Annotated in this window: 17 protein-coding genes and 1 pseudogene; 9 read left to right on the forward strand and 9 right to left on the reverse strand. The window is 30.6% G+C overall.

The window, feature by feature from the left end:
* Positions 1 to 52: 52 nt before the first annotated feature.
* On the forward strand, positions 53 to 580 hold the full coding sequence (locus AC2GW8_RS13615; RefSeq protein ID WP_440880420.1) for a DUF4136 domain-containing protein: 528 nt from the start codon (positions 53 to 55) through the stop codon (positions 578 to 580).
* 278 nt (positions 581 to 858) lie between these two features.
* Here AC2GW8_RS13615 and AC2GW8_RS13620 read toward each other — a convergent pair whose 3' ends face one another.
* Both AC2GW8_RS13620 and trkA read right to left on the reverse strand, forming a co-directional pair.
* The gene (locus AC2GW8_RS13620; RefSeq protein ID WP_440880421.1) at positions 859 to 2358 is read right to left on the reverse strand and encodes a TrkH family potassium uptake protein; all 1500 of its coding nucleotides are present in this window, start codon (positions 2356 to 2358) and stop codon (positions 859 to 861) included.
* Positions 2359 to 3705 (reverse strand): Trk system potassium transporter TrkA, encoded by a 1347-nt coding sequence (gene trkA / locus AC2GW8_RS13625; RefSeq protein ID WP_440880422.1) that lies wholly within the window; start codon positions 3703 to 3705, stop codon positions 2359 to 2361. It lies immediately after the preceding gene.
* A gap of 94 nt (positions 3706 to 3799) precedes the next feature.
* On the opposite strand from trkA, the gene radC reads away from it, so the two are divergent.
* The 3 genes from radC to AC2GW8_RS13640 are packed head-to-tail and all read left to right on the forward strand — an operon-like array spanning position 3800 to position 6720.
* Positions 3800 to 4486, forward strand: coding sequence for a RadC family protein (gene radC / locus AC2GW8_RS13630; RefSeq protein WP_440882221.1), 687 nt, complete (start codon positions 3800 to 3802; stop codon positions 4484 to 4486).
* A gap of 24 nt (positions 4487 to 4510) precedes the next feature.
* Positions 4511 to 5818 carry a polysaccharide deacetylase family protein gene (locus AC2GW8_RS13635; protein WP_440880423.1) on the forward strand — a complete coding sequence of 436 codons (1308 nt, stop codon included), beginning with the start codon at positions 4511 to 4513 and terminating at the stop codon, positions 5816 to 5818.
* On the forward strand, positions 5815 to 6720 hold the full coding sequence (locus AC2GW8_RS13640; protein WP_440880424.1) for a hypothetical protein: 906 nt from the start codon (positions 5815 to 5817) through the stop codon (positions 6718 to 6720). Before AC2GW8_RS13635 ends, AC2GW8_RS13640 begins: the two co-directional genes overlap by 4 nt.
* On the opposite strand, the gene AC2GW8_RS13645 is transcribed toward AC2GW8_RS13640, so the two are convergent.
* Positions 6710 to 7972, reverse strand: coding sequence for an MATE family efflux transporter (locus tag AC2GW8_RS13645; protein ID WP_440880425.1), 1263 nt, complete (start codon positions 7970 to 7972; stop codon positions 6710 to 6712). The genes AC2GW8_RS13640 and AC2GW8_RS13645 overlap by 11 nt on opposite strands.
* Positions 7965 to 9095 carry a glycosyltransferase family 4 protein gene (locus tag AC2GW8_RS13650; RefSeq protein WP_440880426.1) on the reverse strand — a complete coding sequence of 377 codons (1131 nt, stop codon included), beginning with the start codon at positions 9093 to 9095 and terminating at the stop codon, positions 7965 to 7967. The genes AC2GW8_RS13645 and AC2GW8_RS13650 overlap by 8 nt, the downstream gene beginning before the upstream one ends.
* Positions 9096 to 9159: 64 nt before the next feature.
* Here AC2GW8_RS13650 and AC2GW8_RS13655 point away from each other — a divergent pair, with 64 nt between their 5' ends.
* The 4 genes from AC2GW8_RS13655 to AC2GW8_RS13670 all read left to right on the forward strand — a co-directional run bounded on the left by AC2GW8_RS13655 (position 9160) and on the right by AC2GW8_RS13670 (position 12631).
* Entirely contained in the window at positions 9160 to 9840 is a 681-nt protein-coding gene (locus AC2GW8_RS13655) for a YjjG family noncanonical pyrimidine nucleotidase (protein ID WP_440880427.1), read from the forward strand.
* Positions 9841 to 9939: 99 nt separating this feature from the next.
* Entirely contained in the window at positions 9940 to 10485 is a 546-nt protein-coding gene (locus AC2GW8_RS13660) for a hypothetical protein (RefSeq protein WP_440880428.1), read from the forward strand.
* A complete protein-coding gene (locus AC2GW8_RS13665) occupies positions 10482 to 11861 on the forward strand; it encodes a DUF5723 family protein (RefSeq protein ID WP_440880429.1) in 1380 nt (459 codons plus the stop codon). Before AC2GW8_RS13660 ends, AC2GW8_RS13665 begins: the two co-directional genes overlap by 4 nt.
* 68 nt (positions 11862 to 11929) lie before the next feature.
* Complete coding sequence (locus AC2GW8_RS13670) at positions 11930 to 12631, forward strand: hypothetical protein (protein ID WP_440880430.1); 702 nt, start codon at positions 11930 to 11932, stop codon at positions 12629 to 12631.
* Positions 12632 to 12655: 24 nt separating this feature from the next.
* Here the strand turns inward: AC2GW8_RS13670 and AC2GW8_RS13675 are convergent, their stop codons facing one another.
* Positions 12656 to 13927 carry a replication-associated recombination protein A gene (locus AC2GW8_RS13675; RefSeq protein WP_440880431.1) on the reverse strand — a complete coding sequence of 424 codons (1272 nt, stop codon included), beginning with the start codon at positions 13925 to 13927 and terminating at the stop codon, positions 12656 to 12658.
* 115 nt (positions 13928 to 14042) lie between these two features.
* On the opposite strand from AC2GW8_RS13675, the gene AC2GW8_RS13680 reads away from it, so the two are divergent.
* Positions 14043 to 14771 (forward strand): rhomboid family intramembrane serine protease, encoded by a 729-nt coding sequence (locus tag AC2GW8_RS13680; protein ID WP_440880432.1) that lies wholly within the window; start codon positions 14043 to 14045, stop codon positions 14769 to 14771.
* A gap of 11 nt (positions 14772 to 14782) precedes the next feature.
* Here the strand turns inward: AC2GW8_RS13680 and AC2GW8_RS13685 are convergent.
* From AC2GW8_RS13685 to rlmB, 4 genes and pseudogenes are all read right to left on the reverse strand, one after another.
* Positions 14783 to 14905, reverse strand: a pseudogene (locus AC2GW8_RS13685) (23S rRNA (guanosine(2251)-2'-O)-methyltransferase RlmB); the annotation flags it as partial.
* A 104-nt stretch (positions 14906 to 15009) separates the two neighbouring features.
* Positions 15010 to 16494 (reverse strand): RagB/SusD family nutrient uptake outer membrane protein, encoded by a 1485-nt coding sequence (locus AC2GW8_RS13690; RefSeq protein WP_440880433.1) that lies wholly within the window; start codon positions 16492 to 16494, stop codon positions 15010 to 15012.
* Between the two features lie 7 nt (positions 16495 to 16501).
* On the reverse strand, positions 16502 to 19654 hold the full coding sequence (locus AC2GW8_RS13695) for a SusC/RagA family TonB-linked outer membrane protein (protein WP_440880434.1): 3153 nt from the start codon (positions 19652 to 19654) through the stop codon (positions 16502 to 16504).
* 319 nt (positions 19655 to 19973) lie between these two features.
* The gene (gene rlmB / locus AC2GW8_RS13700) at positions 19974 to 20714 is read right to left on the reverse strand and encodes a 23S rRNA (guanosine(2251)-2'-O)-methyltransferase RlmB (RefSeq protein WP_440880435.1); all 741 of its coding nucleotides are present in this window, start codon (positions 20712 to 20714) and stop codon (positions 19974 to 19976) included.
* Position 20715 lies beyond the last annotated feature (1 nt).

A 20715-nucleotide genomic window follows, 5' to 3' on the forward strand; every position in this document is an offset into this window, starting at 1 on the left:
GTGCTTAAGGTAAGCTAGTAAGCAGTGTAAAGAAGCTTTTAAATATATCAAAATGAGACTATCAAAGTTACTATTATTATTTTTTACTATCCTGCTTACTTCAGCATGCAGTTCGGTACGAGTATCAACCGATTACGATACAAGTATTGATTTTACGAAATATAAAACATTTGCTTTTTATAAAAAAGGTATTGATAAAGCACCAATTAATGATCTGGATAAAAAACGGATTTTGAGAGCTGTGGAGGCTAATTTAGTAGCCAAAGGAATGTCTAAATCATCATCTCCTGATTTATTGATTAGTTTATTTACAAAATCAAGAGAACGAATTAATATAAATGATAATAGGTTTAACGGATTTTGGTATCCATGGTATTATACACCAAATCCTTTAATTGTATCTCAACATACAGAAGGTACTTTATTTATAGATTTATTAGATGCGAAAAATAAAGAGCTTGTTTGGCAAGGTGTTGGTACAGGTGCTTTAATTATGAGAAATAGTAAGGAAAGAGAGGTTAGAATTAAAGAGTTTGTAAATGAAATAATGTTGAAATATCCGCCAGGAAATTTGCAATAAAAAATATATTTTAAGGGGGATCAAAGAGAAGTGTTGAGATTATTTATTAATCTTGAGCTTCTCTTTTCGCTAATTCATTTTATGTTTAAAGTTATCTTAAAATAAAAGCTTTACCGTTTTAACTGAATATTCTATTATTAGTAAGTGTTTATATTTCCGCCAAAAAAGGTTATTGAAGTATTTAATAAATACTACTAAAATGTTTGTTTAATTTGAAAACTTTGATGTTTTTGAATTTTATTAATTTATAAATACAAGTAAGTTAATTGGTTGGATAATTAATTTTTTTGCCAGAAAAAAGGTGTAAGTAAGATAAGAACAGTAAACAATTCTAAACGACCAATAAGCATTAAAAAAGAGCAAAACCATTTAGCTCCTATAGACAAATGAGAAAAGTTGTCCACAGGGCTTACACTGCCTATCGCAGGTCCGATATTTCCTAAAGAAGAAGCACATGCTCCAAGTGCTGATTTTAAATCTAATCCTAGGAATGCTAAAATAACTGCTCCTACTATAAAAATTAGCATGTATAAAATAAAAAAAGAAAGGATATTAAATACAATGGATTGATTTACCGCTTTTCCATCATATCGCACGGGTATTATGGCATTTGGATGTAAAGACTTTTTAAATTCTAAAAAACTATTCTTTAGCATTACAATATGACGAACAATTTTAATTCCTCCAGAAGTTGATCCAGCAGAACCACCAACAAAAAATAAGGCAAAAAATATTCCTGTAACAAAAAAATTCCACATTGTAAAATCAGCAGAAACAAAGCCTGTAGTAGTTACCACTGAGATAATGGAAAATAATGAATGTCTTATAGCACTTTCAATTGGACCAAAAGGCATTGGATGCTCTATAGTGGTTATTAGATTAGGATCATTAAAGAAAATAATTGCAAAAACAACGATTAATGAAATACCTAAAATACTGAATAAATAATATTTAAATTCTTCGTTTCTCAGAACTTTATTAATTTCTCCTTTAAGTGCATAATAAGTTAATACAAAATTTGTACCTGCTATGAACATAAAAAAAATGATAATGTATTGAATTATAGGTGTGTTATTCCAATGGGCTATGCTTGCATTTTTAGTAGAAAAGCCCCCCGTACTTACGGTTGCCATTGAATGGTTTATTGCATCAAACCAGGTCATACCAGCAACTTTTAGCAATAAAAATTCTGCAGTTGTTAACAAAACATAGATAAGCCATAATCGCTTTGCCGTATCCGTTATTCTTGGATGCAGTTTATCTGCTGAAGGACCAGGGGCCTCAGCCATAAAAAGCTGCATACCTCCAATTCCTAACAATGGCAAAATAGCAATTGTCAAAACAATAATTCCCATTCCTCCAATCCAATGAGTTGCGCTTCGCCAAAAGAGTATTCCTTTTGGCATGGATTCAATATCTGTTAATATGGATGATCCAGTAGTTGAATAACCAGAAATCGTCTCAAAAAATGCGTCTGTAATAGAAGAAATTGCCCCTGTAAGTAGGTACGGAAGCATACCTGTGGAAGTTAGCATTAGCCAACCTAAAGTAACAATAAGGTAGCCTTCTTTAGCTTGAATATTTTTAGAATTCGGTTTATTAAAAAAAAACAAAAGGGAACCGATGGTTATGGTGATAATTCCAGCATTTAAAATACCGAAAGCTTGATCTTCTTTGAAATATAAGCTAAAAGGTACTGCCATCCACATAAACAAACCGTTTAAAATAGCAGTAATACCTAGAAATCGATAAATGATTTTAATATTTAGATTTTCCATCTAGTTAAATAAATCTTCCACAATTGTTATTGATTCTGGTAAACAGAAGACAATAGCCTTATCTCCACTTTGTAATTGGAAATCACCAAAAGACATCAGAGCTTTACCGTCTCTTATAACACCTCCAATAATAGCTTCTCTTGGGAATCTTAATTCTTTGATGATTTTCTTTGTTACTTTAGCATTGGGTTGAACTTCAAACTCAAACACTTCAGCGTCAACATTGTGAAGGTTTGCTAAGGCTAAAATCTCTCCTTTACGAATGTGACGAAAAATATTACTTGCGGCGATCAATTTTTTGTTAATTAATGTGTCAATACCTATTGTTTGAGATATATTTATATAATCCATATTTTCAACAAGCGCTACCGTTTTTTTTACGCCTTTTGATTTAGCAACTAAACAAGACATTATATTCGTTTCAGAATCCCCTGTAACCGCTACAAAAGCATCCATTTCTCTAATATTTTCCTCTTCTAAAAGTTCTAAGTCCCTACCATCACCATAAATAACTAAAGTGTTACGAAGTTCTTCAGCTAACGCAAAGGCTTTATCTTTATTTTTTTCTACAAGCTTCACCTTGAAATCATCCTTACAAAGCTTTCTTGCTGTTTTTCTTCCAACCCTACTACCCCCGAGAATCATAACATTTTTTATATCAATGTGTTCTTTTCCGATAATTCCATAGAGTTTATCAATACTGTAATTTGGAACAGAAAAATAAACTTGATCATTTAATTTGTAAGTAGTATCTCCTCTAGGGATAATTGTTTGACTAACGCCTTCTCTTTTAATAGCAATAGTTATAAAGTCAACCAAACAAAATTTATCTTTAGCCTCTTTTACAGTTAGGTCTAGTATCGGAGATTTGTAACCGAGCATAGTTCCCATTACGTTGAAGACACCGTTTTCAAAGGCTACTGTATCGTTAAAAGAAGATTGATTTAATAACTGTTTAATTTCTTTGGCAGCAAGATCTTCAGGAGAAATCATGAAATCAACACCAAACTTTTTAAAATCAACAGTTTTATTACTTAAAAATTCAGGATTACTTATTCTAGCAATGGTTTTTTTAGCACCTAGTGATTTACCAATAACAGAAATCGTAAAATTGGTGTTTTGACTCTCTGTAACTGCCAAAAGTAAATCTGCACTATCAATTCCAATTTCTTTTAGAAGCTTAATGGAAGTGGCATCTCCTTTTTTTGCAATAACATCTAGGTGATTATTTATATAATTTAATTTGTCCCCATCATAATCTATGATGTATGTATCCTGAGATTCGTAGGACAATAGTTTAGCCAAATGAAAGCCTACGTCTCCGGCTCCGGCTATGATTATTTTCATATCAAAATAAAAAAAAGATATCATGCAAAGATACGCTGCTATGTTTGTCTGTGCAAAAAATGGTTTATATTTAAAACAAAAATTAATACAAAAAATGGAAAAGTTATCTATTAAAGCTTGGGCTATAGACGATAGACCACGTGAAAAAATGTTGTTAAAAGGAAAAGAATCATTATCTGATGCAGAACTCTTGGCCATACTTATAAGCTCAGGAAATAAAGAAGAGAGTGCAGTACAATTGTCAAAAAGAATTTTGAAATTTGTCAATACAAGCTTGGTAAAGTTATCCAATAGTACAATAGAAAAGCTTATGGAGTTTAGAGGAATAGGTGAAGCTAAAGCTATTACGATTATGGCAGCTTTAGAACTAGGAAAACGTAGGCAGTTTGAAGGGAAAACAAGTTTAAAAAAAATAACAAGTTCTTCAGAAGCTATGACTATAATGAAGCCTATATTGAGTGATATCCATCATGAAGAATTTTGGGTTTTGTACCTCAATAATGCTAATAAAGTAATTGCTAAAAAACAAGTAAGCAAAGGTGGACTAACCGCAACATTAGTAGATGTTCGTATTATATTTAAAAAAGCGATAGAGTTCAGTGCAGTTGCAATAATTCTGTGTCATAATCATCCGTCAGGAAAACTGAAACCAAGCAACGCAGATATTAATTTGACGCAAAAAATAAAAAATGCTGCTGAAATACTAGATATTAGACTACTAGACCATCTTATTGTAAGTGAAAAAACATATTTTAGTTTCGCAGATGAAGGAATTTTGTAAGTTTGTTTAAATGATTGAACAAAGATGCTTATAGTATACACGCATAAATTAACTCCAAGAATTAGATATGTTTTTAAGCATATATTAACAAGAATTCTTCAAATCCCAATCGGCTTTACCACTAAAGTCGAAGAATTTGTAGCACATAGCGGACCGAAATTTTCATATTCAAAAGTTCCGTTAGGAAAAGAGTTTTTTGTAAAGAGCCATGAGTTACTTTTTCAGCAAGGGATAAAAGATGTTGAGTTATCAATTGGGAAATGGGATGGGGTTCCTTGTTTTTTTTACCAAGGAGACAAATCAGACATACCGTTTGATATTTTTTCAGCTAGTTTTTATTTGATATCGAGATATGAAGAATATTTACCTCACATTAAAGATAATTATGAAAGGTTTAAAGCTTCTGAAAGTATTGCGTTTAAAAATAATTTTTTAGAAAAACCTGTTGTTGATATTTGGGCATATCAATTCTTGAAAGAGCTTAAAGCAAGGTATCCAGTATATACCTATAAAGAAAGAGTATTTCAGTATATATCAACGATAGATGTAGATAATGCTTATGCATATAAATATAAAAGTTTTGCAAGAACAATGGGAGGATTTTTAAAGGATATTTATCAATTAGAAGTTTTTAATATTTGGGATCGATTGGCAGTTATTTTTAATCTAAAAAAGGATCCTTTTGATACTTTTCAAAAAATAATTGACAGTAAGAAAAAACATGATGTTAGAACTATTTTTTTCTTTTTGATAGGTAATTATACTTCTTATGATACAAATGTTTCTGCTGCAAAACCTAAATTTAAGTTGCTTATAAAAGATATGGTAGACTATGCAAGGGTTGGGCTACATCCTTCTTATTATACGATGAAGAATTTTGAGATGTTAAAAAAAGAGAAGAATAGGCTAGAGTCAATAACAAACATGCCAGTAATTAGATCACGACAGCATTACTTGCGTTTTTCATTACCTGATACATATCGAAAATTGATTGATTTAGAGGTGTTAGAAGACTATTCAATGGGGTATGCTAGTAAGGCAGGTTTTAGAGCAAGTACCTGCACTCCTTTTTATTTTTATGATATAGATTTTGAAATTCAAACGCCCTTAAAAATTTTTCCATTTGCCGTAATGGATACTACACTTAATGATTATATGAAACTTACTCCGAAAAGAGCATTAGGAAAAATAAGTGATTTAAAAAAGGAAGTAAAAAAAGTAAACGGTTATTTTATTACTCTATTTCATAATGAAAGTTTAAGTAATTATCAAAGATGGAGAGGGTGGAGTAGGTTGTATGATTCTATGTTGAAAATTGTAAAAAGCGAATGATAAATTATTTAGAAAGAGAAGATTTAGATTTGAAAAAATACGATGATTGTATTCAACAATCTATTCAATTTAATGTTTTTGGATTTTCATGGTATTTAAACACTATTTGCGATCAATGGGGAGCGTATATTCTTAACGATTATGATGCGGTAATGCCAGTTCCCTGGAGGAAAAAAGTATTTATTAAATATGTTTACCCTCCTTTTTGGATGATATATTTAGGTATTTATTCTAAGAATTACGAGGATGAAAATGAATTTTTGATTGAACTACTTGGGGATTTTAAATTTGTAGAGCTGCGCATGAATACTAAAAATTCATTCAGTATGTTTAAGAAATTTCAAATAGAAAAAACGACCCAAATTATATCACTCAATAAAGAGTATGGAGAAATAAGGGCTACTTATAATAGAAATAGAAAAAGAGAATTGCAACGAGCAATAAAATTAGATCTAACAGAAAGATGGGAAGATACTCCAGGTGGTTTTATTGAGTTATTTAAAAAAAATATAGGAAAACGAATTCGTAAAGTAAAAGAGAGTGATTATAAAAATTTACAAGAATTAATAAATAATTGTTTAGAAAAAAGGGTAGGGGAGTTATTAACGATTTATGATAAAGACAATCATCTAGTTTCCGGAGCTTTTTTTTTAAAACAGAAAAATAGGGTTACTGAGTTAGTTTGTGCATCTGACTTTAATAATAGAAAAAATGGAGCTAATACTTTTATGAATGACCGTGCGATATATAAGTATCAAAAGCATTTCGAAGTTTTTGATTTTGGGGGGTCTTCTATGAAAAAAATAGCTAGGTACTATAAGAGTTTTGGAGGTATTGATGAAAAGTATGTTTTTATAAAATACAATAATTTACCCTTTTTTGTTAAGCTATTTAAGCGTTAGTGTATTTTTTATAATGATAAAAAAAAGCAAAACAGGAAGCCAAACCTGTAAGCCATAAAAGTATAGCTGATGTAATAGCCGCTCCCTTTATACCTAACTTTGGTATTAATAAATAGTTGGATACGATGTTGATAAAAATAGCAGTCATTAATATTAGGTAATTGCTTGTAGCTTTCCCTATAGAGGAAAGCAGATTGCCAAAAAGCCCTCTTAATATCAAAACACCCGCTGCGCCAAAAGATATGATGAAAAGAGTCTCCCTGTAAATGATGAAAGAAGTATCAAAAAAAGCTAATATATAAGAGCCAAAGTAAGCAACAATACCAAGAAAAACAATGCTAATTATTGAAAAGAGTTGTATGTAATTTCTTATGTAATTACATACATATTTTTTGTTTTCAATATTTTCTGTGACACTAACAAAGTCTGTTGCCATAAATACCCGAGGTAAAAAAAATAGACTATAAGGAATAAGAGTAATGTATTTTAAGGCTGTAATTTTCTCTGATAATTCCATAAAATATCCAATGCTTAAAATATCAATAGAAAACAAGAAAGTGGTTACTACATTTGAAAGGCTAGTGAATATACCAAATTTCCAAAAATTGTGATCGATTAATGGATAGGGAGGTCGATTTCTAAGACGAATATTAAGAAAAGAATCAATATGAAATAGCAAGACTATTGTGGGGGCAGAAATTAATGCAATAATATACCCAATCTCTTTAAAAAAATAACTAAATAAACTAACGAGTAATACAAGTAATATATTAAGTTTAATGTCAATAATGGCGTATGATTTATTCTCGAAGTTTAAACGAAACTTAGCTTTCACCATTTCAATTAAGAAATTTGGAATAAATAATAAAGACATGAAACATATATACGTTCCAGTATATTTAAAATTAAAAGGAAAAGCAATGCCTAAAAGATTCACTAAAATAGTCAGCCAGAAACAAATAATAATACCTTTTTTAATGACATAGTCAAATAGAATATTTTTATTTGATATGCTTTTTAATAATGCCCCGTATCTGATATAGCTTTGATGAAGGCCTAAACCGATAAATGGAAAAAGAAATAAAATGATATTCCACGCATATAACACTTCGCCAAGCTCTTTATTTGGAATCAATTTTATGGTGACCAAAGATGTTGTAAATGAAAGGACTCTTGAAATAACTGTTGCAAGCAGGACATAAGCTCCAGATCTGCCTAGAAAATCATAAATATAATCCTTGAGATCACTCATTTATTAACTTTTCATAAAGTGATTGAAACTTAAAGGCTATATTTTTTTTGCCAAAGTGTTTTAGTGCATAGTTGTGCATTTCATTAGTATTGATAAAGCTAGTTTTATAAATTTCTATTAAAGCGTTTTTTAGAGCCAGTTTATTGTTTTTATCAATTAAAAAACCAAAATTCTTAGGGAAATACTCGGGTATTCCACCGACATTGGTACTAATTACAGGAGTTCCACAAGAGAAGCTTTCTAAAATTACACAAGGTAAATTTTCATAGTTACTAAATAAGAGAAATACATGTGCCTTACTCATTTTTGAGGCTACATCTTTATGAGAAATATGTTCGAAAAATTGTACTTTGTTATGTATTTTAAGCTGGTTTACTTTTTTTTTATATTTCTCAGATCCTTCACCAATTAATAAAAGTTTAAAGTTATCAGTAACCAAAGAAAATTCTTTCACAGCATTTAAAATCCCCGAAATATTTTTTTGTGTATCTTTCATGTTAGATACATGAATAATGGTGAATATTTCATTTTTTTGTTTGTGTGGTTTAAAAACTTCACAGTCAACAACATTAGGAATTGGTTTATAATTACCAAATAAACCAAATGAAATCATTGCATCTCTTAGGTTATTAGAAACAGGGCATACATAGCTAGATTTTTGAACTATAAGTTTTGAAATTAAATATTCACCAAAACCTATCTTACTATTTAAAGGAGTGTGATAGCCTGTCCAATGCTCAGAAATTATATATGGTTTTTTCTTTACTGTTTTGAGATAAACAGCAAAAATCCCTAGAGGATAAATTCGGTTAACATGAACAATATCAAAGTCTCCTATTTGCTTCAAAATAGTCCTAAAAGCTTTTAAAAAAAGGACTCCTTTAAAAATTAGGTTTTTAATTCTTTTTACATAAGCAATATAGGTGTTAACATTATTAATATTCTGGTAATTAATTTCAATTTTTTTTTCAGAAAGATTATCTGTGATTATATGTAAAATAGAGACCCTATTATATCGAGCGACAGCTTCTGCATGCCGCATGATAAAGTCTCCGTTATTCGGTAATACTCTTGATGGATACCAGCTGCAAATGAATAAGATATGTTTTTTTTTATTTATCAAAGTTTTAAATAAATTTAAAATAAAATAGCTTTTTAGATGATAAAATATTTAAATTCGACCTATGATGAATACGAAACACCTTTTTTTTGATTTAGACCACACCCTATGGGATTTCGAAACCAACTCAGAGCTTACATTTAAACAGATTTTTAAGGAACAAAATATTGCCATCAATTTTTCGGAGTTTTTTAAAATTTATTCGCCAATAAATATGAGATATTGGAGGTTATACAGAGATAATAAAATTAGTAAAGAAGAATTACGTTACAAAAGATTAAGAGAAACATTTGATACGTTAGCCTATAAAATTTCAGATAATTTAATAAATCTTATAGCACGAGATTATATTGATTATTTACCAAACTATAATAACCTTCTTGAAGGAACCATTGAAGTTTTAGAATATCTTAAATTAAAATATAAACTCCATATCATAACAAATGGATTTGAAGAGGTACAGAAAAAGAAACTTGAAAAGTCAAATTTGTTGCGATATTTTGAAATCATTGTGACATCGGAGTGTGTGGGAGTAAAAAAACCCAACCCTAAGGTTTTCGAACATGCTATGGAAAGAGCATTTGCTAGTCCAGCAGAATCAGTTATGATTGGAGATAGCTTGGAAGCTGATGTGCATGGAGCAATTCAAATAGGAATGAAAGCAATCCATTTGACCAAAGAAGACAATAACAATTCAAGTGATTTCTTAAATATAAAAACGTTGAAAGAATTAAAAAAATATTTGTAAAAAATTAGTAACTTTAAACAAATGAAAAATTTTAACAAATTGATAGGTAGTTGTTTGTGTTTTTTTTGTTTTGAAAAAGAAAGTTTAAAATTGTAAAGTATGCGATCAAAAGTTATGAAATATGCGCTCTGTTTTTTTATTTTTTTTTCTTGTGTTGAAGATTTAGATTTTAATCAAGCAGATAAAATAGTATTAACGCCTGTTTATAATGTATCTCTTATCTATTCTAAATTACCCCAGACCTCGCTTGTAACTCCTTCAGGTGTTGAAATTAATCAAATATCCGATGTTACAAAATTAGAATTATTTACAAACTCCGTAGCTGATCAAATAAAAAAAATAGATCTTAATTTCGAATTAACAAATCCGTTTAATAGAGTATTTAAATTAAGTTTCAGATTTCGAAACGAAATGAATGAAGAGGTTTATAGAGTTCCCGATATTATAATTAACGAAAATGTTCAAAAATACAAGGTTAAGGAAGAGATATCTTTAACAGCGGGTGATCCTATTTTAGGGGCTACCAAAATAGAAGTGGTTATAGAGTTGTTGCCAAGCGCTGACGGTTCAATAATCGACATTAATAAAAATAAAAATTTAATTTTTAAATCAGCAGGAACTCTTTATTTCGAAATAAATTCATGAAAAAGTTAAGCGCTTCAATAGCATTATTTATGCTAGTTATTTTTAATTCAATATACAGCCAAAATCGGCAAGTACTCTATGGATTTGATCATATCCCTCAAACATTGTTATTAAATCCGGGCGGTGAAGTTGATTACAGGTATTCAATAGGTATTCCGTTGCTGTCTGGAATTTCTTTAGAAGCAGGAATGTCAGAATTGACAGTAGCAGATCTTTTTAGTGCTGATGGGGAAGACATAAATATTAAATTGAGAAACACTTTAGATAGAATAACTAGTAATGATTATTTACAGATTAATTCTCAAACTGAAATAATAAATATTGGCTACAGATTAGATCATCAGTATTTTATATCTGCTGGTTTTTACACAGAAATAGATATTTTTGGAAATGTACCAAAAGATGTTCTTACTTTGTTAAATGAGGGGAATGGGGTTTATGTAAACAAACAATTTTCTTTTTCACAAGGAAATTTTAAAGCCGAAGCTTTTGGTGTTTTACATTTTGGTGTTTCGAAAAAAATCAACGAAAAACTAAATCTAGGAACTCGTTTTAAGGTTTATTCAGGAATAGCAAACTTAACGACATCTAATAATACAGGAACTTTTACAACAAGGTTAGGTGAAGATAATATTTACAGACATTTTTTAAATGATATCAATATTGCAGCGTATAGTTCAGGTATATATGATAAAAATAATCAAACTATTAAACCTAATGTATTATTAGGGCGTTCCTTTTTTGGCGGTAACTTAGGAGTGGGTATAGATATAGGTTTCTCTTATAATGTAAATATGAATACAGAAATAACGGCAAGCCTTCTTGATATTGGTTTTATTGAATATTCTGAAGATAATAGAAATGTGCGGATTAACGGTACTTATTCTATTTCAGGAATAGAATTTCAATATGATGGAAGTACAAGTAATTATTGGGAAGATATTAAGAATGATTTTAAATCTAAACTACCATCAGAGGAGCATAGAGAGGTTTATTCTGTGATAAGACCAATTAAATTCAACTCTTCGGTAAAACATTCTTGGGGTAAAAGAAGAAAGGAAGAGAGTTGTGTGGATACAAGTTACTATGATTACTTTGATAATGGAGTAGGGGTTCAATTATTTTCTGTTTTTAGACCCACAGGACCAAAATTTGCGTTTACAGGTTTTTATGAAATAAGACTTTTGAGTTCTTTAAAGGGAAAGATAACGTATACTGTTGACGATTTTTCGTACACTAATATTAGTGCGGGTATTTCTGCTAAACTAGGTAAAGTTAATATTTATAGTATATTTGGAAATATATTTGGATGGCAGAATTTAGCTAATACAAATACAGCTTCAATGCAATTTGGAGTAAACTTAGTTTTTAATTAGTAGGATACCTCATAAAACTAATAGAATAAATGAAAAAAAAGATACTTTTTTTAACTGTTTTCTGTATTATGACCTTGAGCATAGTCGGTCAAAGCAAAATTAATAATTATAAATATGTCATTGTTCCAAGTAAATTTGAATTTCTGAAAAAAAAGGATCAATATCAAACCAGCTCTCTTACCAAGTTTTTATTCGAAAAATATGGTTTTAAAGCTTATTTAGATAGTGATAAATTACCTGGAGACTTAAATAAAAATAGATGTCTTGCTTTGACAGGAGTTGTAAAAGACGCCTCGAGTATGTTTACGACTAAAAGTTTCGTTGAGCTAAGAGATTGTTATAATAAGGTTGTATTTACTTCTGTTACAGGTAAAAGTAAGATAAAAGAGTACAAAAAAGCATATCATGAATCGATAAGGAAAGCCTTTTTGTCATTAAAGAGTTTAGGATATAAGTATTCAGTTTCAGAAAATAAAGAGTTAGAAAATAATACAGAAAAATCATTCAGTAATATTCCAAAGAATACTGCAGAAAAATATAGTGTGAATAATAATTCTTTTCCGTTGCTCTATGCACAGCCGCTAAGTAAAGGTTATCAGTTAATTGATGATCAACCTAAAAAGGTTTTTGTGATATTGAAAACAGAAAAAAATAATGTCTTTATACTGAAGAATAAAACAGGAATTGTTTATAGAGAAAAAGACTATTGGAAAATAGAATATTATGAAGGGGATCAAAAAATAATAAAGCAATTTAATATAAAATTCTAAAAATAAATTTATTTAGTGAAATCCCTAATAATCATATTTGTCTTTCCAACGTTTTTTTAAAGTATTTCTAAACTGAGTCTCACGTGCATTATTACTTGGCTCATACAACTTCGTGTTTTTTATTTCTTCTGGCATAAATTCTTGTTCTATAAAGTTTTCAGGATGGTTGTGGGCATATAAGTAATCTTTACCGTAGTTTAAATCACTCATTAATTTAGTTGGAGCATTTCTCAAGTGTAATGGAACAGATAGGTCGCCAGATGCTTTAACCAATTGTTGAGCATCATTAATAGCTGTGTATGAAGAATTACTTTTTGCCGAATTAGCTAAATATACGGTACATTGACTCAGTATAATTCTAGATTCAGGGTTTCCTATTACTGATACAGCTTGAAATGTATTATTAGCTAATATCAAAGCCGTTGGGTTTGCATTACCGATATCTTCAGAAGCGAGAATTAATAGTCTTCTAGCAATAAATTTGACGTCTTCTCCTCCCTCAAGCATTCTAGCTAACCAATATACAGCTGCGTTTGGATCACTTCCCCTTATTGATTTTATAAAGGCAGAAATAATATCATAATGTTGCTCCCCTGTTTTATCATATCTTGCTGGTGATTTTTGAATCTTCTTTAAAACAAGTTCATTTGTTATGGTAATCTCATCCTCTGCACCAACGAGTAAATCAAAGGTATTTAATAGTTTTCTGGCATCCCCTCCTGATACTCTCAACAAAGCTTCCGTTTCTTTTAGTACAATTGTTTTCTTTGATATGATTTCATCTTTTTCTAGTGCTCTATTCAATAACATAATTAGGTCATTTTTGTCAAATGAGTTCAGAATATAAACTTGGCATCTAGATAATAGGGCGGGAATGACTTCAAAGCTTGGGTTTTCGGTTGTTGCACCGATTAATGTAATCCAGCCTCTTTCAACAGCTCCGAGAAGTGAGTCTTGTTGCGATTTACTAAAACGGTGAATTTCATCAATAAAAAGTATCGGGTTTTTTTGTGTAAATAAACCATTGCTTTTTTTAGCTTTTTCAATAACTTCTCTTACATCTTTTACACCTGAACTAATAGCGCTGAGTGTAAAAAATGGACGTTCAGACTCTTTAGCAATAATATTTGCCAATGTTGTTTTACCAATTCCTGGAGGACCCCATAAAATTAAGGAAGGAATAATACCTTGTTTAATGTGATTCGTTAAAATACCATTGGGGCCAACTAAATGCTGTTGACTTATATAATCTTGTAAAGATTTTGGTCGTATTCTTTCAGCTAGGGGTTGATTCATTTTAAAGTGTATGAGTTAATTCAAAGTTACTAATTATTTTGACTAATTTTATTCTTAATGATCTGACAAATTTTCAGAATAAATTAATTGGTTGTGTTTTTGATAATAAATGATTATGAGTGAGAAAAATGAATTAAAGTCTTTAGAAAAAATAATTATAGTTCCTATAGTATTTGTTTTAATAATTTGGACCATTTACTGGTTTGAAATCAAATTTGGATTTAATTTCAATAAGTATGGCGTGTATCCTAGATCATTTAAAGGTCTCAGGGGAGTATTGTTTTCTCCTTTTATTCATAGCGGGGTTAGTCATCTATTCAATAATTCTGTTCCTCTTTTTGTATTGGCAAGTTTAACTTTGTATTTTTATAAAGAAGTGGCTGTTAAAATTTTTATTTATGGAGGTCTTTTAACAGGTTTTTTAACTTGGCTAATAGGTAGAGAATCTAATCATATTGGAGCCAGTGGGATTGTTTATTTGCTGTTTAGCTTCATATTTTTTAGTGGTATTATCAAACGACATTTTAGACTTGTCGCTGTATCCTTAGTAGTGATATTTTTATATGGAAGTATGATTTGGTATGTATTTCCGATAAAAGAAGGGATTTCATGGGAAGGACATTTGTCAGGTTTTATAGTTGGGGTGATTTTTGCTTTTATTTATAGAAAAAAAGGAGTTGTTAAAGAGAAATTTGTGTTTTCTAAGAATGGGTTTGATGATATGTTTGATGAAAATGGAAATTATATACCACCAGTTGAATTGGATGAGAATGAAGAAGAGATCAATAGTGTCCAGACAATAACTTATAAATATATTTATAAAGAAGATTCAGAAGATATCTAAATCTTCTTTTTTTATAGTGATCGTTGTCTTAGGGTTTCATATAAAATAGCGCCACAAGCAACAGATACGTTTAGTGTCTCAATTTCTCCTAATAATGGCTGTTTTACCTTGTAGTCGGATAACTTTAAAACAGCATTGCTGAATCTGTTATTTTTTAAAATATAATTATAATCTCTAAAATATTTAAAAAAACCAGGAAATATTTTCCTGGTTTTTTTAAAGTATTATTCCTTTCGAATTAGAAATTAGGGTTAGCGTCGATTTCTTTTTGAGGAATTTGAAAAATCATTTTAGGATCCATAGCAGGAATTACAAGATCTGCACCAGGCATTACTAGATTGGTTCTACCATCTTTTCTGTTTAATCCTACCCCATTTCTAGCCATATCAAAAGAAGCAAGCCCATCTCCCCAAAGTTCAATTCTACGATACAACAAAATTTCATCAATTAAATCTTGTCCTGTTTTTGTAGAAATAGTATAATTTGGATCTCTAACTGAGTTTAACTCAAATAAAGTTTGCTGTGCTTCAGTATTTTTTCCCTGCTTTGCTTGGGCTTCAGCTTTTGTTAAGTAAAATTCTGTATTTCTTAGATAAATATAATCACCTATGAACTGACCAGGTCCAGGGTGAGCAATAAATTTCAAGCTAGTATATTTAGGAGTAATGTTGTAATGAGACCAAGTACCAGGTACAATGACAACACCGTCACTATATTGTTTATCTGCAAACCAGGCTTTTCTCTTATCTGAATCTGGTATCATGTCATAAAGATTTGAATTCACTGTTTTAAAGTGATTCCAACCACTATATCCATCATTTATTTGACTTGCATGTGAAAAAAATGATGCATATATTTCGGAAGTTTGATTTGTTACAATAGCTCCCCATATAGCTTCTGATAAATTAAGTTCATCAAATCCATGCATTACATCGTTGCTAATACTTCCTGCTTGCATGGCAATATTGGCATAGAGCTCTGCTTCAGCCCAATTTTCATAAGTCAGATGATACCTAGCTAAATAGGCAGCAACAACATTTCCGTCAATTTCCTCTTTTGACGCTCTAGTATAGTTTTTTAAACCATCATAAGCTATTGTTAGGTCATCCAGTATTTGAGATTTAACTTCTAATACCGTAGATTTTGGTTGTCCTACAAAGTTACCAAAGTCGATAGGAATCGCTTCGGTAGCATCAGAAGCTTTGGTGTGTTGATATATTCTTAATAAATAAAAATATGCAATGGCTCGGTAAGTATGTGACTTAGATCTAAAAATTATTTGCTCTTCAGTAGGATTATTACCTATCGAGTTAATTACGAAATTAGCATTGTTGATTATTTTGTAAAAGAATTCCCACATAAATTCATTATTACGATTAGTTAAAATAACATTATCATAGTTATTGAATAATCCGAAATGGGTACTTACACTCATGTCAATATCGTTGCTTCTCATATCCATTCCTAAATCTACAGCCTTTAAACCGAATTCGATTGTACCATCCTCTCCGTCTCTTAAGTATGATAAAATTCCTGAATCGATAGCCTTAATACCTTGTGTGCCTCCGGTTGCTGCAATATCCTGATAATGAGAGTCTGTAAGGTATCGTTCATCTGAAAAGTCTTGATCAAAATCAGCACAGGAGGTAAAAAAAGAGGTTATTAAAAATATTGATAATATTTTTAGGAAAGTATTAATATAAAGTATTTTAAATTTTTTCATAATTAGTTTATTTTAAGTTGATATTAACACCTAAAGCAACGGTTCTGTTAGCACCGTATTCTGCAGATGAACGTCCAGTTGAGTTTAAACGCGGGTCATATCCTTGTCTAGCACTATAAAGTAAAAAAGCATTATTAATAGTCCCATAAAGTCTAACGTTATCGATGTGTAGTTTTTTTAAATACTTCTTATCAAGAGTATAAGATAAATTAATATTACTTAAACTCAAATAGCTAAGATCAACAAGATAAAGGCTAGATACCTGGTATTGATCTATTCTAAGAGGATCAACTCTAGGCAATTCTGCTTTAGGGTTATTTAATGTCCATGTTTTATCATAATCAACGATATTAGTAATATTAGAGGTAGAAGATAGTAATGAGATGTATTCTCTATCATAACCATAACCTCCAAATTGATATGCAAATTGCATTCCCAGAGAAACATCACCCAATTGAATGTTAGTACCAAACCCGCCTGTAAAGTCTGGAATGGCTTCCTTATTTAGATAGGTTCTTCCAAATTCAGCAGCGTTAGCATAATCTTCAGTAACAATTCTTTCTCCAGATGTTTGGTCTACTGTATAATATTGAGCATTACCGTTGTCAGGATTTACTCCTGCAAATTCTACCATATAGTATTCAAAAAGGCTCTTTCCTTCTTCTCTTCTAAAATTTCCGACTTGAATTGCTGTTCCGTTTGGTAGTTTTGTAATTTCATTGTTTAGAGTAGAAGCATTAGCATTAAAATTAAGTTTAAAATGCTCTTTATCGATTATATTCCATGACAATTCAGCCTCTAGACCACTATTGATCATGGTTCCTGCATTTTGAGGCTTTGAGGGTTGTCCAGTAGATAAAGGTATGGGAACATTGAATAGAAGATTATCGGTCTGTTTTCTGAAATACCCTAAAGACAAATTTAATTTGTTGAATAAACCTATTTCATATGTTACGTCAAAACTTGCCGATTCTTCCCATGTTATATCTTTACTTCCAATGGTATATAATTGTTGTGTTAAGGCTCCATTACTTTCATCGATACTGTATTGATTTTCATATGCGACAAGATTTCTTGTAGAAGTATTTGGATAAAATAATCTATCATTTCCTGTAGTACCATAATTTAGAGATAGTTTAGAGAAGTTAATAGTTTTAGAATCTCTTAAAAAATGTTCATTACTCATAACCCACGAAGCTCCTGCTGACCAAAAGAATCCCCATCGTTCATCTGGATGGAATACTGAAGAAGCATCATAACGTCCTGTTAGATTTAGATAGTAAGTATTATTTAATCCGTAAATAAATCTTGAAAAATAACCTTCTGTTAAATATTTTGTATTATAATTACTTGCAGAAGAATACACTGATGTATTATCTAAAATTGGACTGAAATCACCAATTATATTTCTTTTTGATAGCGCTAAAGTAGTAAATTTTTCTTCATAAGTCTCATGTCCCAGTAGGATATCAAAGTTATGATCTCCCAATTTTTTTACCCAAGTTAATAATTGCTGATTAGTAAAGGTCGTACGACTATTTCTATTATTTGTCAAAAGTCCATTTTGAGCCTTAGCGAATGCTCCAGCACCAGGCTTTGTAAAATCAGTGCCTTGATTCCCTTCTGATAAGTAGTTCATGACATATTTAAATTTAATATCAAAAGGTAGATCAATTTGAGCACTCATTCCACCATTAAAATTATCTCTCTTATTTGTTTCAATAGTATTTTCAATTACGGCCAAGGGATGTTCTCCAACAGCATATTGTCTTGAACCTCTACTTGATCCGTCAGAAAATATTTGAGGAGTTCCAAAATCGTATGCTAAACCACTAGGCGTATTAGGATCAAAAATAGGATTCCAATCTTTATCGTATTGGAAAACGGGATATATGGGAGCAATTCTTCGTGTCCATTGAAAAGTATTAGAGAAGAATGTAGTTGGTACACCATTTGCATCAAGCGTAGATGGAATTGCTTGACTAGACGATCTTGCATAGGCAACATCTCCACTAAGTGTGACAGCATCAAATATTTTTGCAGACGTAGCTTTTAAGCGAGCAGAATGTCTTTTGAAATTACTTCTTACTGAATAACCGTTATTAGTTTCAGTTCCCAAAGATAGGTAGTAAGTAACATCGTTAGAACCTCCTGATAAACTAATGTTATTTGAGTGAAATGTGGCAGCATCTCTAAATAAAGCATCTTCCCACTTATCGTTTACTTGTAAAACAGCAGCACTGTTCAATTTCCCTGTTAAGGGGTTTACTAGTTGATCGTCATCAACGTTATAAAGATTGTAATTTCCTAATTTAGTGATGAGGTTGTCAGAGGCGTATTGATTAGCTTCCTCTAAAGTTATGGGAGTTCCGTCATTATTTTGCTTGTAAAACTCAGAGTTAGCTAAAACACTGTGGTAAGTTTCATAAAATTTTCCAGGTGATGTAATAATATTATACTCTTTAGCTCCCCTTTGAGTAAATCCAATTCTACTATCGATACTAATATTTAATTGATTTTTTTTTCCTTTTTTAGTAGTAATCATTAAAACCCCGTTAGCAGCTTTATTACCGTATAAAGATGTTGAAGAAGCATCTTTTAATACGGTTGTAGATTCAATATCCTTAGGATTTATGCTACTAAGACTGCCCGAATATGGAATCCCATCTAAAACAATAAGAGGAGAGCTATCAGCAGAAATAGAATTGAATCCTCTTATTCTTATTATTGGATCTGCTCCTGGATTACCATCAGCTTGAATAACTCTCAATCCTGAAACCATACCCTCTAAGCTTTTTACAGGGTTAGAAAAGGTTGCGTTTTCAACTTGTTCTTGGTTGATGACACTTACAGATCCAGTAAGTGAATTTTTAGATTGTGTACCATAAGCCACAACTACCACTTCACTAAGTAGGTTATCGTTTTCTAATAAAACATCTATCCGATTTTTAGTTCCAACTGTTTTTGAAACTTGTTTGGTTCCAACGAAACTAAATGTTAGAATATCTCCAGATTTAGCTTTGATTGAATAGTTTCCATCAAAATCTGTCTCGGTACCTTTGGTAGAGCCTTTGATAAGTATTGAGACACCCGGTAGAGGGCCTGATTCATCAGAAACTGTTCCTGTTATTGTTCTAACTTGAGCAAAGATAGTTTGCACAATTAACACAAGGAACAGTGTTAAAAATTTATTACACATTGTTTTCATTAAAGTGATGTTTGAATTAATTAGCCACTAAATTCCTAAAAATATGTTAATTAAACAATTTTAATACAATGAAATATAAAAATTATGTTAATTTATGACAAGAAATCTTTTTATTCAAAACAAAATGACAACTTATTTTTCAAACAGTGATTTTTTAATGTGTTCGTTAATAATATATATTTAAATTTTGCGTTTTAAGGACTACATCAAAAAGATAAAGAAGGTGTCGTATTTCTTTAGAGAAAATCAATATACATTCAAACTTTCTGTTTTATAAAGAACGCTGTCTTATGGTTTCATATAAAATAGCACCACAAGCAACTGATACGTTTAGAGACTCAATGTCTCCTAATAGTGGTAGTTTTACCTTGTAGTCAGATAGCTTTAAAACAGCATTGCTTACTCCTTTATGTTCAGATCCCATTATAATAGCAATTGGTTGATTTAAGTTGACATCATAAAGAATTTCATCAGTTTTTTCGGTAGCTGCAACAAGTTTTATATCGGCAGATTTTAAATGAAAAACAGCATCTTTTATATGATCAACTTTGCAAATAGGTACTTTAAATGCAGCTCCTGCAGAAGTTTTGATGGTTTCAGCATTAACTGGAGCACTACCTCCTTTAGCTATAATAATACCATTAACTCCTGTACATTCAGCCGTTCTTATAATTGCTCCAAAATTGCGTACATCAGATACTTGATCTAAAAGAAGGAACAAAGGCGTACTATTATTTTTTAAAGTATCATTAATTAGAGTGTCAAGGTCACTAAAGTCTACTGGAGAAATCTTAGCAACAGCACCTTGATGATTGTTATGTTTTGATAAGCGATCCAATTTTTCTGTTGGAACAATGCTAGTAGAAATTTTATTTTTCTTAACTAGTTTTTCTAGCTGGTAATAAAGATCACCTCTTAAGCCTTTTTGTAAATAAATTTTGTTTAAAGAAGAACCACTTTCAATGGCTTCTATTATGGCTCTAAGTCCAAAAATAATTGTGTTTTCTTGCATA

It is taken from the genome of Tenacibaculum profundi (genome assembly GCF_057162725.1).

Coding starts and splice junctions, on each gene's coding strand:
- AC2GW8_RS13615 (WP_440880420.1), top strand. CDS start 53: ATGAGACTATCAAAGTTACTATTATTATTTTTTACTATCCTGCTTACT.
- AC2GW8_RS13620 (WP_440880421.1), bottom strand. CDS start 2,358: ATGGAAAATCTAAATATTAAAATCATTTATCGATTTCTAGGTATTACT.
- trkA (WP_440880422.1), bottom strand. CDS start 3,705: ATGAAAATAATCATAGCCGGAGCCGGAGACGTAGGCTTTCATTTGGCT.
- radC (WP_440882221.1), top strand. CDS start 3,800: ATGGAAAAGTTATCTATTAAAGCTTGGGCTATAGACGATAGACCACGT.
- AC2GW8_RS13635 (WP_440880423.1), top strand. CDS start 4,511: ATGCTTATAGTATACACGCATAAATTAACTCCAAGAATTAGATATGTT.
- AC2GW8_RS13640 (WP_440880424.1), top strand. CDS start 5,815: ATGATAAATTATTTAGAAAGAGAAGATTTAGATTTGAAAAAATACGAT.
- AC2GW8_RS13645 (WP_440880425.1), bottom strand. CDS start 7,972: ATGAGTGATCTCAAGGATTATATTTATGATTTTCTAGGCAGATCTGGA.
- AC2GW8_RS13655 (WP_440880427.1), top strand. CDS start 9,160: ATGAATACGAAACACCTTTTTTTTGATTTAGACCACACCCTATGGGAT.
- AC2GW8_RS13660 (WP_440880428.1), top strand. CDS start 9,940: ATGCGATCAAAAGTTATGAAATATGCGCTCTGTTTTTTTATTTTTTTT.
- AC2GW8_RS13665 (WP_440880429.1), top strand. CDS start 10,482: ATGAAAAAGTTAAGCGCTTCAATAGCATTATTTATGCTAGTTATTTTT.
- AC2GW8_RS13670 (WP_440880430.1), top strand. CDS start 11,930: ATGACCTTGAGCATAGTCGGTCAAAGCAAAATTAATAATTATAAATAT.
- AC2GW8_RS13675 (WP_440880431.1), bottom strand. CDS start 13,927: ATGAATCAACCCCTAGCTGAAAGAATACGACCAAAATCTTTACAAGAT.
- AC2GW8_RS13680 (WP_440880432.1), top strand. CDS start 14,043: ATGAGTGAGAAAAATGAATTAAAGTCTTTAGAAAAAATAATTATAGTT.
- AC2GW8_RS13690 (WP_440880433.1), bottom strand. CDS start 16,494: ATGAAAAAATTTAAAATACTTTATATTAATACTTTCCTAAAAATATTA.
- rlmB (WP_440880435.1), bottom strand. CDS start 20,714: ATGCAAGAAAACACAATTATTTTTGGACTTAGAGCCATAATAGAAGCC.